11 protein-coding genes are annotated in these 13,406 nt (G+C 71.6%); 9 read left to right on the top strand and 2 right to left on the bottom strand.

Annotated elements, in window-relative coordinates; genetic code table 11:
- Positions 1 to 26: 26 nt before the first annotated feature.
- Positions 27 to 470 carry an SRPBCC family protein gene (locus ACFYO5_RS12910; RefSeq protein ID WP_356561519.1) on the bottom strand — a complete coding sequence of 148 codons (444 nt, stop codon included), beginning with the start codon at positions 468 to 470 and terminating at the stop codon, positions 27 to 29.
- A 179-nt stretch (positions 471 to 649) separates the two neighbouring features.
- Between ACFYO5_RS12910 and ACFYO5_RS12905 the strand changes: the two genes are divergently transcribed.
- The 4 genes from ACFYO5_RS12905 to ACFYO5_RS12890 all read left to right on the top strand — a co-directional run bounded on the left by ACFYO5_RS12905 (position 650) and on the right by ACFYO5_RS12890 (position 4,404).
- Positions 650 to 1,705: an Rv2578c family radical SAM protein gene (locus ACFYO5_RS12905; protein WP_388707785.1), complete on the top strand. Its 1,056-nt coding sequence runs from the start codon at positions 650 to 652 to the stop codon at positions 1,703 to 1,705.
- Positions 1,706 to 1,840: 135 nt separating this feature from the next.
- A complete protein-coding gene (locus ACFYO5_RS12900) occupies positions 1,841 to 3,424 on the top strand; it encodes an alpha/beta hydrolase (RefSeq protein WP_388707783.1) in 1,584 nt (527 codons plus the stop codon).
- A 60-nt stretch (positions 3,425 to 3,484) separates the two neighbouring features.
- The gene (locus ACFYO5_RS12895) at positions 3,485 to 3,883 is read left to right on the top strand and encodes a RidA family protein (RefSeq protein ID WP_388707780.1); all 399 of its coding nucleotides are present in this window, start codon (positions 3,485 to 3,487) and stop codon (positions 3,881 to 3,883) included.
- Complete coding sequence (locus ACFYO5_RS12890) at positions 3,880 to 4,404, top strand: GNAT family N-acetyltransferase (protein ID WP_388707777.1); 525 nt, start codon at positions 3,880 to 3,882, stop codon at positions 4,402 to 4,404. The genes ACFYO5_RS12895 and ACFYO5_RS12890 overlap by 4 nt, the downstream gene beginning before the upstream one ends.
- A 484-nt stretch (positions 4,405 to 4,888) precedes the next feature.
- On the opposite strand, the gene ACFYO5_RS12885 is transcribed toward ACFYO5_RS12890, so the two are convergent.
- Complete coding sequence (locus ACFYO5_RS12885; protein ID WP_356561509.1) at positions 4,889 to 5,464, bottom strand: adenylosuccinate lyase; 576 nt, start codon at positions 5,462 to 5,464, stop codon at positions 4,889 to 4,891.
- Positions 5,465 to 5,864: 400 nt separating this feature from the next.
- Here ACFYO5_RS12885 and ACFYO5_RS12880 point away from each other — a divergent pair, with 400 nt between their 5' ends.
- The 5 genes from ACFYO5_RS12880 (at position 5,865) to ACFYO5_RS12860 (ending at position 13,402) form a co-directional block, all read left to right on the top strand.
- Positions 5,865 to 7,670, top strand: coding sequence for a 3-hydroxyacyl-CoA dehydrogenase family protein (locus ACFYO5_RS12880; RefSeq protein WP_388707773.1), 1,806 nt, complete (start codon positions 5,865 to 5,867; stop codon positions 7,668 to 7,670).
- Between the two features lie 136 nt (positions 7,671 to 7,806).
- On the top strand, positions 7,807 to 8,619 hold the full coding sequence (locus ACFYO5_RS12875) for a TetR family transcriptional regulator (RefSeq protein ID WP_388707771.1): 813 nt from the start codon (positions 7,807 to 7,809) through the stop codon (positions 8,617 to 8,619).
- A gap of 426 nt (positions 8,620 to 9,045) precedes the next feature.
- The gene (gene ccrA, locus ACFYO5_RS12870; protein ID WP_356561504.1) at positions 9,046 to 10,389 is read left to right on the top strand and encodes a crotonyl-CoA carboxylase/reductase; all 1,344 of its coding nucleotides are present in this window, start codon (positions 9,046 to 9,048) and stop codon (positions 10,387 to 10,389) included.
- 8 nt (positions 10,390 to 10,397) lie between these two features.
- Positions 10,398 to 12,446 carry a protein meaA gene (locus ACFYO5_RS12865; protein ID WP_388707768.1) on the top strand — a complete coding sequence of 683 codons (2,049 nt, stop codon included), beginning with the start codon at positions 10,398 to 10,400 and terminating at the stop codon, positions 12,444 to 12,446.
- A complete protein-coding gene (locus tag ACFYO5_RS12860; protein WP_356561501.1) occupies positions 12,443 to 13,402 on the top strand; it encodes a CoA ester lyase in 960 nt (319 codons plus the stop codon). Before ACFYO5_RS12865 ends, ACFYO5_RS12860 begins: the two co-directional genes overlap by 4 nt.
- Positions 13,403 to 13,406 lie beyond the last annotated feature (4 nt).

Raw genomic sequence — 13,406 nt, 5'->3', positions numbered from 1 at the left:
ACCGTCCGTTCCTTGACCTGGTCGTGCTACTTCTCGACCTCGGTGGCGAGATTGCCGAGGATCACGTCGTAGATCCGGCCGAGACCCTTGGGCGCGAAGGTCCTCTCGAAGAAGCCGCCGATGCCGCCCGCGCCGGTCCAGGTGGTGGTCACGACGACGCGGGAGCTGCCCTCACCGGCCGGGGTGACCCGCCAGACGGTGACCATCGAGGAGTTGCGGTCCTTCTCGACCAGCTCGCCGTCGGTGGGCTCGGTGACCTCCAGGAGGCAGTCCCGGACGCGCTTGCTGGTGGCCTGGAGCTTCCAGTGGACGAGGGTGCCCTCGCCGTCGCCGCCCTCGCGCACCTCGTACTCGCTGAACTGCTCGGGCAGCAGCTTCGCGCGCGTGCCGCTGTAGTCGGCGATCGCGTCGAACACCGTGTCCGGGGCCGCCGCGACGACCCGCTCGGTGGTGGCCTCGACCTGCGCCATGGGGTTCCTCCAGGTCCTTGTTGCTCGGTGGTTCCTCGGATCGGGGCAAGCCAACCACCCCGGTCCCCGGCCGCCCAAATCGGGGGTGCGCAAGCGGTCGTGGGCCGGTCGGAAAGGGCCTTCGCACGATCATGGGAACAAGTGTTCTATTGTGGGTCCAGTGCTACCGAGGAGGCGTCATGCGCTGGGAGAACCTCACCGTGGAACCCGCCGCGGAACCCCGTCACGAGCGGCCGGCCGACGCCGCGCTGTTCGGCGCGGACGCGGTCACCACCAGGACGTTCGACACGCCGGAGTTCGCCGGGATCACGTTCCACGAGATCCGGGCCCGCACCATCCTGAACCGGGTGCCGGGCGCCTCCCGGATGCCGTTCGAGTGGACGGTGAACCCCTACCGGGGCTGCACGCACGCGTGCGTGTACTGCTTCGCCCGCAAGACCCACGGCTATCTCGACCTGGACACCGGCATCGGCTTCGACACCCAGATCGTCGTCAAGGTCAACGCGCCGGAGCTGCTGCGCCGCCAGCTCGCCTCGCCCCGCTGGCAGGGCGAGCACGTCGCGATGGGCACCAACGTCGACTGCTACCAGCGCGCCGAGGGCCGCTACCGGCTGATGCCGGGCATCCTGACCGCCCTGCGCGACCGGGCGAACCCCTTCTCCATCCTGACCAAGGGCACGCTGATCCTGCGCGACCTCGACCTGCTGAAGCAGTCCGCGGAGGTGACCGACGTCGGCGTCTCCGTGTCGGTCGGCTTCACCGACACCGAGCTGTGGCGCACCGTCGAGCCGGGGACGCCGGCCCCGCAGCGGCGCCTGGACGTCGTACGGACCCTGACCGGGCACGGCATCGGCTGCGGGGTGCTGATGGCTCCCGTGATCCCCTTCCTCGGCGACGGGCCGGCCCAGCTGCGGGACACGGTGCGGGCGATCGCGGCGTCCGGGGCGACCTCCGTCACCCCGCTGGTGCTGCATCTGCGGCCCGGCGCCCGCGAGTGGTTCATGGCCTGGCTCGGAGAGCACCACCCGCACCTGGTGCGCCGCTACGAGCGCCTGTACGCGGACGGCGCCTACGCGCCGAAGTGGTACCAGCGCCGGATCACCCGTCAGGTCCACGACCTGGCCGAGGAGTACGGCATCGGCCCCACGCGCGCGGGGACAGCCCGCCGGATCCGGCCGACCGGGCCGGCGGCGGAGCCCGCCGCGCCCGGACCGACCCAGCTCACGCTGCTCTGAGCGCGTCCGAGGGCAACCGGCTACCCGATCGGGTCAACTATCACCAGAACAGGTTCTTCCGGGCCCCGATACCGGGACGATGCGCCGAGGACCGTGATCCACGCGGTCCTTCGACCTCCGTCCTGGGAGGACCCCATGAGGAAACGCGCAGCAGCGCTGTGCGGTGCCGCCGTCGTCGTGGCCGGGGCGTTGGCCGCCGGGCCCGCCGGCGCCAGCCCGTCACCCACCGCCGAGGCGGCGTCGGCGGCGAGGCCCGCCTGGAAGAAGTGCGGTACCACCGACCGTCCGACGCTCCAGTGCGCCTCCCTGAAGGTGCCGCTCGACCACGGGAACCCGAGCGGGAAGCAGATCACGCTCGCGCTGTCCCGGGTCCCGCACACCGCCAGGACGTACCAGGGACCGCTGCTGGTCAACCCGGGCGGGCCCGGTGGCAGCGGGCTCTCCCTCGCCGGGTTCGTCGCGTCGTCGCTGCCGAAGACGGTGGCCGCGCAGTACGACGTCATCGGCTTCGACCCGCGCGGGGTGGGCAGGAGCACGCCGGCCCTGAACTGCCGGCCGGGCCACTTCGCTCCCGTGCGCCCCGACTCGGTCCCCTTCACCGTCGAGACCGAGCGCGCCAACCTCGCGCGGGTCAGGGCCTTCGCCGAGGACTGCGGCAAGAAGTACGCGGGCGTGCTGCCCTACATCGACACCCTCAGCACGGTCCGGGACATGGACGCGATCCGCCGGGCCGTCGGCGCGGGGCGACTGAACTACTTCGGCTACTCGTACGGCACCTACCTCGGCGCGGTCTACGCGAAGCTGTACCCGGAGCGGGTGCGGCGTCTGGTCCTGGACTCGATCGTCGACCCCACCGGCGTCTGGTACGACGACAACCTCACGCAGGACCTCGCGTTCAACGACCGCCACCGCGCGCTGATGGCCTGGATCGCCGAGCACGACGCCACCTACCGGCTCGGCACCGACCCGGCGCGTGTCGAGGCGCGGTGGTACGCCATGCGGGCGGCGTTGGCGAAGAAGCCGGCGGGCGGCAAGGTGGGCCCCTCCGAGCTGGAGGACACCTTCATGCCGGGCGGCTACTTCAACGGTTACTGGCCGCATCTGGCCAAGGCCTTCGCCGCGTACGTGAACGACCGCGACGCGGAGCCGCTGATCGAGACGTACGGGGACCTCGGCGCGGTGGACCCCGCCGACGGCAACGGCTACAGCGTCTACACGGCGGTGCAGTGCCGTGACGCCCACTGGCCGCGCGACTGGGACGAGTGGCGCTCCGACAACTGGTCGACGTACACGAAGGCGCCCTTCATGACCTGGAGCAACGCCTGGTACAACGCGCCGTGCGCGTTCTGGCCGACCCGCTCGCGGCATCCGGTCGACGTCGCCAACGGTCGGCTGCCGCCGGCGCTGCTGTTCCAGGCGACGGACGACGCGGCGACCCCGTACGAGGGCGGGGCGACGATGCACGCCCTGCTCGGCGGTTCCCGCCTCGTCGTGGAGGAGGGCGGCGGCAACCACGGCATCACGCTGAGCGGGAACGCCTGCCTGGACAGGCACCTGGCGGCCTACCTGGCCGACGGCACGGTGCCGCGCGGGATCGGCGCGGCCGACGCGGTGTGCGAGGCGCTGCCCGACCCGAAGCCGCTGAGCGCGAAGGCCGGCACGGGCACGGGCACGGCCCACGGTGCGACGCTGCACGGGCTGCTCGGCTTCCGCGGCTGAGCCGGCGCCGGCCGCGGGCCCGTCGGGGGCGTTGTCGGACCCATGGTCCACCATGGACGCATGAGTGAGCTGACCAGGATTCCCGCCCCCGACGGCGTCGCCGCCGCCGCGCAGTACACCCGTGTGGTGCCGGGCACCGGCCGTTTCGTGGCCGTCTCCGGTCGGCTTCCCCTGGACGAGAACCGACGTGTGGTCGGCGAGGGCGATCCGCGGGCCCAGGCCCGGCAGGTCTTCGAGAATCCGCGGCGCTGTCCGGCCGCCGCCGGGGCGACCTTCGGCGACGTCGTCGAACTCACCTGCCTCGTCACCGACATGGCACACATGCCGGCGATCCGCGCGGCCCGCGCCGCGCACATACCCGACGACCGGCTGCCGGCCGCCTCGGCCGTGCAGTCGGCCGCGCTCGTCCGGCCGGAGTTCCTGATGGAGATCGAGGCGTACGCGGTGATCGGAGCATGACGGCTCTCCGGGTGCGCGAGATGACCCTCGGCGACTGCGACCGCGTCTCCGAGATCCGCATTCGCGGCTGGCAGAGCGCCTACCGGGGCCTGGTGCCCCAGTCCCACCTCGACGCGCTCAGCGTGTCCGAGGACGCCGAGCGGCGCCGTGGCTGGTTCACGCGCGGCGACGGCGGCGTGCTGAACCTGGTCGCGGAGCGAGACGGCGAGGTGCTGGGCTGGGCCGCCCACGGCGCCTACCGCGACGGCGAAGCACGGACCTCGGACGCCGAGTTGTACGCGATCTACGTGGACCCGGCCCGCCTCGGCGGCGGCGTCGGACGGGCCCTCCTCACCGAGTCGGTCCGCCGCGGCACGGCCGCCGGTCATCCCCGCATGTACCTCTGGGTGATCGAGGGCAACACCGCGGCCCGCCGCTTCTACGAACGAGCGGGCTTCCAGGCGGACGGCGAGCGGGAGCCCTTCGAGGTCGACGGGGTGCAGGTGCCGGAGGTGCGGTACGTCCGAGACCTGACGGCCTGACGGCGGGTGGCTCACGCCTGATGTCTGACGGTTGACGGCTGATGTCTGACGGTTGACGGCTGACGGCTGCCGGATCGAGGGCCGGGTCCGGTCTCGCCGGGTTGTCGGGGACGGCCTGCCGGATGGCGGGTCCGACCAGGCTGCCGGGCGACCGGCCGCGGGACCAGGGGCACCCAGGCGGCGGGGCTGGGCCGGGTCGCCGGACGGCGCGGTGCGGGTCCCCCGGGTCTGCCGGCCCGCTGGGCCACGGGCCGAGCCCGACAGCCCCGCGGCAGCGCGGCGTGCGATCCGGTGGGCGCCGGGAGGCGAGCCCGCGGGCGGATGCGCCCCCGCACAGCAACCCTCCGGCATCGCCGCCCCGCGGCCGTCACCCCCGTGGCCGTCACCCCTCGGCCGTCACCCCCGTCGCCCCGTCACCCCCGTCGCCCCGTCACCCCCGTCGCCCCGCGGCCCGGTCGCCCCGTCCCCCGGTCTCGACGGTGGCTCACCGTTGCCGGGGGATCCGCGCCAGCGCCCGTACCGCCGCCTCCGCGAGGACCGGGTGGGCGAGGGCGTCGTTGAGGACGGGGCGGGCGCGGCCGTCGCCCAGGCTGCCGAGGCCGTCCACGCAGGCGAGGGCGACCCGTCGGTACGGGTCGTGCGGGCGCAGCCGCCGCCGCAGCGTCGTGATCAGCGCGGGCACCGCCTCGGGTGCGCGCAGCTCCACCAGGAGCCGGACGGGGTGCAGGGCGTAGGCGACGCGCAGTTCGTTGGTGGCCAGGGTGGCCGCCGCCCGCGCGGTCCGCGGGTCGCCCAGCCGCGCGAGGGCGTGCGCGGCGGAGGCGCAGCGGGGCGGGTCGCGGTGGTTGAGGAAGAGGACGAGGGCCTCGAAGGCGCGCCGGTCCCCGGCAAGTCCCAGGCGGAACGCGGCCAGTTCCCTGGCCCACAGCGGCTGCCCGGCGGCGGTGAGCACCTCGGCGAGCGCGTCGTGGTCGGCGGTGGCCGTCAACTCCTCGAAGACGGCGCCCCCTCCCGACTCCCGCCGTAAGCGCTCCGTGAGCGTTCGCAACTCTTCGTCCATGAGGGCGAGCCTAGAGCGGTGGTGACGGCGTCGGGACGTACATCACAAACCCGAGGGGCTGGCGCGCTCGTTACCCACCGGTTAAGCTCATACGAGCGAGTTACCCACTCGCACCCCCGTTCGTGACGGCCTGGTGACGCAGCCGCCGCGACGGAGTCGGTTCGGTACGTCAGGTACCGCTTGCACGACCCGGCCTCGGGACAGGGCCGGTCGGTCATCACCGTTCCTCGGACGTGTGCACGTCCGCAGCGACGGTCCCGGGCGTGTGCGCTCGCAGCCCGGAAACACCCGCACCGAGCACTCCGCTTCACGCACCCCGGTGCGTCCCCGCTGCCCTTCGAAGGCGCCCGGACGCACCGGGGACGCTTCCAGCCGTCACCCTCATTCCTGGAGTCCCGCGATGGCCGCTCCCCTGTCCCCCGCCCCTCTCTCCGCCCTCCGGACGATCGCCGTCGTCGGTCTCGGCACCATGGGCACCGGTATCGCCGAGGTCCTGGCCCGGGCCGGCCGTGAGGTGATCGGCATCGACATCACCGAGGCCCAGGCCGCGCGGTCCGTCGCCGCCCTGGAGGCCTCCACCGCCCGCGCCGTGGAACGCGGCCGGCTCACCGGCCAGGAGCGCGCCGACGCCCTCGCCCGCGTGCGCACCTCGACCGACCTCGCCGCGGCGGCCGACGCCGACCTGGTCATCGAGGTGGCGCCGGAGTCGTACGAGATCAAGCAGCAGATCTTCCGGGAGCTGGACGGCATCGTGCGGCCCGAGGCGATCCTGGCGACCGGCACCAACGCGCTGTCCGTCACCCGGCTCGCCGCCGACTCGGCGCGCCCCGAGCGGGTGCTGGGCCTGCACTTCTTCAACCCGGCCCCGGCGATGAAACTGGTCGAGGTGGTCTCCTCGGTGCTGACCGCTCCCGCCGCCGTCGCCGCGGTCACCGACCTCGCCCTCGACCTGGGCAAGGAGCCGGTCGCGGTCGGCGACCGCCCCGGGTTCGTCGCGGACGGCCTGCTGTTCGGCTACCTCAACCAGGCCGCCGCGATGTACGAGGCGAAGTACGCCTCCCGCGAGGACATCGACGCCGCGATGCGGCTGGGCTGCGGACTGCCGATGGGCCCGCTGGCGCTGCTGGACCTGATCGGCGTCGACACCGCCCGCACGGTCCTGGAGGCCATGTACGCCGAGTCCCAGGACCGGTTGCACGCCCCCGCGCCGATCCTCAAGCAGCTCGGCGAGGCGGGCCTGACCGGCCGCAAGTCGGGCCGCGGCTTCTACACCTACGACGCCCCCGGCGGCGCGACGGTCGTGCCGGACGCCCTGACGCCCGTCGCCGACGCGTCGGGTGCCCCCGGCCGTCCGGTGCGCAGCGTCGGCGTGGCGGGCTCGGGCACGATGGCCTCCGGCATCGCGGAGGTCTTCGCCAAGGCGGGCTACGACGTCGTCCTGGCCGCCCGCACCGAGGAGAAGGCGCGGACGGCCAGGGCCCGGATCGGCAAGTCCCTCGCGCGCTCCGTCGACAAGGGCCGGCTGACCGCCGAGGCCGCCGCGCAGACCCTGGAGCGGATCACCCCGGCCGGGTCCTACGACGCCTTCGCCGATGTGGATCTGGCCGTCGAGGCGATCGCCGAGGACCTGGACGTCAAGCGGCAGCTGTTCGCGGCGCTGGACAAGGTGTGCAAGCGGGGTGCCGTCCTGGCCACCACCACGTCCTCGCTGCCGGTCGTGGCGCTGGCCCGCGCCACCTCGCGTCCGCAGGACGTGATCGGCATGCACTTCTTCAACCCGGCGCCCGCGATGAAGCTGGTCGAGGTCGTCCGCACGGTGCTGACGGCCGAGGACGTCCACTCGACGGTCCGCGAGGTCTGCGTCAGGATCAGGAAGCACGCCGTGGACTGCGGCGACCGGGCCGGGTTCATCGTGAACGCCCTGCTGTTCCCGTACCTCAACAACGCGATCAAGATGGTGCAGGAGCACTACGCCTCCCTCGACGACATCGACGCGGCGATGAAGCTGGGCGGTGGCTATCCGATGGGCCCCTTCGAGCTGCTGGACGTCGTCGGACTGGACGTCTCGCTCGCCATCGAGAAGGTCCTGCACCGCGAGTTCCGCGACCCGGGGCTGGCGCCGGCGCCGCTTCTGGAGCACCTGGTGGCCGCGGGCTGCCTCGGCCGCAAGACGGGCCGGGGCTTCCGCGAACATGCCCGCCGCTGACGGCGTCGGCGACCGGTCGAGGGCCGGTGAGGACTGGGGCGGGCTGCTCGGAACGGCGGCCCCCTCCCTGCCCGCGTGGGGCGGGGAAGGGGCCGGACAGGCGCACCGAGCTGCGCACATGCAGTACGTTCAGGGCATGCCCCAGCCCGCCAAGTCCTCACGTACACCTTTCACGGCCGACGCGCCGGAGAGTGCCGCGGGCTCCCGCGCGGCGGCCCAGCGGCTGAAGATGCGCCGCGAACTGGCGGCCGCGGCGATGGAGCTGTTCGCGACCAAGGGGTACGAGGCCACCACCGTCGACGAGATCGCGGCCGCGGCCGGGGTCGCCCGCCGGACCTTCTTCCGCCACTTCCGCTCCAAGGAAGAGGCGATCTTCCCCGATCACGACGACACCCTGATCCGGGCCGAGGCGGTGCTGAACGCGGCCCCCGCGCACGAGCACCCGCTGGACACGGTGTGCCGCGGCATCAAGGAAGTCATGAAGATGTACGCGGCCCGGCCGGAGATCTCGGTCGCCCGCTACAAGCTCACCCGCGAGGTGCCGACCCTGCGCGAGGCGGAGATCGCGTCGGTGGCCCGCTACGAGCGTCTCTTCACCCGCTACCTGCTGGGCCACTTCGACGAGCACGCGCACGACGACGACGCCAACGACGACCCGCTGCTGGCCGAGGTCGCCGCCTCGGCCGTGGTCACCGCCCACAACCACGTGCTGCGGCGCTGGCTGCGGGCGGGCGGCCAGGGTGACGTCGAGGCCCAGCTCGACCACGCCTTCGGCATCGTGCGCAAGACGTTCGGCACCGGCATCGGTGCCGGGCGCGGCACCGCCGCGACGCGGCCGGCCGCCGCGGCGGTCTTCGAACCGGGCGAGGTCCTGGTGACGGTCGCCCGCACCGACGCCCCGCTGCACGAGGTCATGCGGACCATCGAGCAGGCGCTCAAGGAGCGCTGAACCGCCCCTCACGACCTCCGGACGCTGTGACGACGGCCACCCCACCGGGTGGCCGTTTTGGCATGTCAGAGCCCCTTTTCGCGGGGATTTCCGGGGCGGTTCGATCGATCATCGCTCATGTGTTACGTAAAGATTTCATCTGAGGGGAAGTTCTGGCACTCAGTGCCTTGCGAGGTGACACGCCGTGTCATACGTTGAAGGTGTCCGGGCGGCCGGCGTGCAGAGACCATGCGTACGCCGGCTGTCCCCGCAAGCTCCATGGCTCGCGCGCCCGGACGCCTGCGTCACAGGCAACCTCCCGCGCCACAAAGCGCTGCCGAACAGCACCACCCGCCGAACCGACGGCACACCCCTACCCACCCTCAGCAGCAACGACGTAACCCTCAGCGCCCCTCCCTCAGGGCGCTCACCGCCGGAGGCAATACCGTGACCGTGAAGGACATCCTGGACGCGATCCAGTCGCCGGACTCGACCCCGGACGACTTCGCCGCCCTGCCGCTCCCCGAGTCGTACCGCGCGATCACCGTGCACAAGGACGAGACGGAGATGTTCGCCGGGCTCGCCACCCGCGACAAGGACCCCCGCAAGTCCATCCACCTGGACGAGGTGCCGGTGCCGGAACTGGGCCCCGGCGAGGCCCTGGTGGCCGTCATGGCCTCCTCGGTCAACTACAACTCGGTGTGGACCTCGATCTTCGAGCCGGTGTCGACGTTCGGCTTCCTGGAGCGCTACGGCAGGCTCAGCGAGCTGAGCAAGCGCCACGACCTGCCGTACCACATCATCGGCTCCGACCTCGCGGGCGTCGTCCTGCGCACCGGCCCCGGCGTCAACTCCTGGAAGCCCGGTGACGAGGTCGTCGCGCACTGCCTGTCGGTCGAGCTGGAGTCCTCGGACGGCCACAACGACACGATGCTCGACCCCGAGCAGCGCATCTGGGGCTTCGAGACCAACTTCGGCGGCCTCGCCGAGATCGCCCTGGTCAAGTCCAACCAGCTGATGCCCAAGCCGGACCACCTCAGCTGGGAGGAGGCCGCCGCCCCGGGCCTGGTCAACTCCACCGCCTACCGGCAGCTGGTCTCGCGCAACGGCGCCGGCATGAAGCAGGGCGACAACGTCCTGATCTGGGGCGCCAGCGGCGGCCTCGGCTCCTACGCCACCCAGTTCGCGCTGGCCGGCGGCGCCAACCCCATCTGTGTCGTCTCCAGCGAGCAGAAGGCGGACATCTGCCGGGCCATGGGCGCCGAGGCGATCATCGACCGCACCGCCGAGGACTACAAGTTCTGGAAGGACGAGCACACCCAGGACCCCAAGGAGTGGAAGCGTCTCGGCAAGCGCATCCGCGAACTGACCGGCGGCGAGGACGTGGACATCGTCTTCGAGCACCCGGGCCGCGAGACCTTCGGTGCTTCCGTGTACGTCACCCGCAAGGGCGGCACCATCGTCACCTGCGCCTCCACCTCGGGCTACCACCACGAGTACGACAACCGCTACCTGTGGATGTCCCTCAAGAAGATCGTCGGCTCGCACTTCGCCAACTACCGCGAGGCCTGGGAGGCCAACCGGCTCGTCGCGAAGGGCAAGATCCACCCGACCCTGTCGAAGGTCTACGCCCTGGAGGAGACCGGCCAGGCCGCCCACGACGTGCACCGCAACGTCCACCAGGGCAAGGTCGGCGTGCTGTGCCTGGCCCCCGAGGAAGGGCTCGGCGTGCGCGACCACGACAAGCGCGCCCAGCACATCGACGCCATCAACCGCTTCCGCAACGTCTGAGGTCACCCATGACTGAGCGTCAGTCCTCCGGTGCGCGGAGGGAGAAGGACCGGCCGTGGTTGATGCGGACCTACGCCGGCCACTCCACGGCCGAGGCGTCCAACGAGCTGTACCGGCGCAACCTCGCCAAGGGCCAGACGGGCCTGTCGGTGGCGTTCGACCTGCCGACGCAGACCGGCTACGACTCCGACCACGTCCTCGCCCGCGGCGAGGTCGGCCGGGTCGGCGTGCCGGTGGCCCACCTCGGTGACATGCGCCGGCTGTTCCAGGACATCCCCCTGGAGCAGATGAACACCTCGATGACCATCAACGCCACCGCCATGTGGCTGCTGGCGCTCTACCAGGTCGTCGCCGAGGAGCAGGGCGCGGACATCACCCGGCTCCAGGGCACGACCCAGAACGACATCGTCAAGGAGTACCTGTCCCGCGGCACGCACGTGTTCCCGCCGGGGCCGAGCCTGCGCCTGACGACCGACATGATCGCGTACACGGTCTCCCACATGCCGAAGTGGAACCCGATCAACATCTGCAGCTACCACCTGCAGGAGGCGGGCGCCACGCCGGTCCAGGAGATCGCGTACGCGATGTCGACGGCGATCGCCGTGCTGGACGCCGTCCGCGACAGCGGCCAGGTGCCGCAGGAGCGTATGGGAGAGGTCGTCGGCCGGATCTCCTTCTTCGTGAACGCGGGCGTCCGCTTCGTCGAGGAGATGTGCAAGATGCGTGCCTTCGGCCGCATCTGGGACCGCGTCACCCGTGAGCGGTACGGCATCGAGAACCCCAAGCACCGCCGCTTCCGCTACGGCGTCCAGGTCAACTCCCTCGGACTGACCGAGGCGCAGCCGGAGAACAACGTCCAGCGGATCGTGCTGGAGATGCTGGCCGTGACCCTCTCCAAGGACGCACGCGCGCGTGCCGTGCAGCTGCCGGCCTGGAACGAGGCGCTGGGCCTGCCCCGCCCCTGGGACCAGCAGTGGTCGCTGCGCATGCAGCAGGTGCTGGCGTACGAGAGCGACCTGCTGGAGTACGAGGACATCTTCGAGGGGTCGAAGGTGATCGAGGCCAAGGTGGGCGAGCTGGTCGAGGAGTCGCTCGCCGAGATGGAGCGCATCGAGGAGATGGGCGGCGCGATGGCCGCCGTCGAGTCCGGCTACCTCAAGTCGCAGCTGGTCTCCTCGCACGCGGAGCGCAGGGGTCGTATCGAGTCCGGTCAGGAGAAGATCGTCGGCGTCAACGTCTTCGGGACGACCGAACCGAACCCGCTGACCGCCGATCTCGACACGGCGATCCAGACGGTCGACCCGGCCGTCGAGGCCCGTGTGATCGCCTCCCTCCGGCACTGGCGCGACACCCGGTACCAGCCGCCCTTCAACCATCCGCGCCCCTGCAAGGCGCTGGAGAAGCTGAAGGAGGCCGCCAAGGGCACCGGCAACCTCATGGAGGCCACCCTCGAGTGCGCCCGCGCCGGCGTCACGACCGGGGAGTGGGCCGGGGCGCTGCGCGAGGTGTTCGGCGAGTTCCGCGCCCCGACGGGGGTCTCGTCGGCTCCGGTGGCGATCCCCGCCGAGGCGGGCTCGGCGCTGTCCGAGGTGCGCCGCAAGGTGGAGCTGACGGCTTCGGACCTCGGCGTCGGCAAGCTGCGGTTCCTGGTCGGCAAGCCGGGCCTGGACGGGCACTCCAACGGCGCCGAGCAGATCGCCGTGCGCGCGCGCGACGCCGGCTTCGAGGTGGTCTACCAGGGAATCCGGCTGACGCCGGAGCAGATCGTGGACGCGGCCGTCGCCGAGGACGTGCACGCGGTCGGCCTGTCGATCCTGTCCGGATCGCACGCCCAACTGGTGCCGGACGTCCTCGAACGGCTGCGTGTGGCCGGTGCCACAGACATTCCGGTGATCGCCGGTGGCATCATCCCAGGCGGTGACGCCGAACAACTGCTGGCCGCGGGAGTGGCCGCCGTGTTCACACCGAAGGACTTCGACATCACCGCGATCATCGGCCGCATCGTGGACGAGATCCGCAAAGCGAACAAGCTCGACCCCCTGGAGGTCCCCGCATGACCGTCAACCGTCTCCGCCCGCGGCGCTCCTGCCTGGCCGTGCCGGGTTCGAACCCGCGCTTCCTGGAGAAGGCCCAGGGCCTCCCCGCCGACCAGGTCTTCCTCGACCTGGAGGACGCCTGCGCGCCCCTCGCCAAGCCCGAGGCGCGGCACACCATCGTCAAGTTCCTCAACGAGGGCGACTGGACGGGCAAGACGAGGGTCGTGCGCGTCAACGACTGGACGACCGAGTGGACGTACCGCGATGTCGTCACGGTCGTCGAGGGCGCGGGTCCGAACCTCGACTGCATCATGCTGCCGAAGGTGCAGAACGCCCAGCAGGTCGTCGCCCTGGACCTGCTGCTGACGCAGATCGAGAAGACGATGGGCTTCGAGGTCGGCCGCATCGGCATCGAGGCGCAGATCGAGAACGCCCAGGGCCTCAACAACGTCAACGAGATCGCCCAGGCCTCTCCGCGGGTCGAGACGATCATCTTCGGCCCGGCCGACTTCATGGCGTCGATCAACATGAAGTCGCTGGTCGTGGGCGAGCAGCCGCCCGGCTACCCGGCGGACGCCTACCACTACATCCTGATGAAGATCCTGATGGCCGCGCGCGCCAACGACCTCCAGGCGATCGACGGCCCCTACCTCCAGATCCGCAACGTCGACGGCTACCGCGAGGTCGCCCGGCGCGCCGCCGCGCTCGGCTTCGACGGCAAGTGGGTGCTGCACCCGGGCCAGGTGGAGGCGTCCAACGAGATCTTCTCGCCGTCCCAGGAGGACTACGACCACGCCGAGCTGATCCTGGACGCGTACGACTACTACACGTCCGAGGCGGGTGGCAAGAAGGGCTCCGCGATGCTCGGCGACGAGATGATCGACGAGGCCAGCCGCAAGATGGCCCTGGTCATCTCCGGCAAGGGCCGCGCCGCCGGCATGCGGCGCACCAGCACGTTCGAGATCCCGGAGGCGTGACGGC

Source organism: Streptomyces sp. NPDC006259 (assembly GCF_042870975.1).
GTDB lineage: Bacteria > Actinomycetota > Actinomycetes > Streptomycetales > Streptomycetaceae > Streptomyces.
Note: the sequence above shows the minus strand (reverse complement) of the source record. Positions and strands in the feature narration are given on the sequence as shown.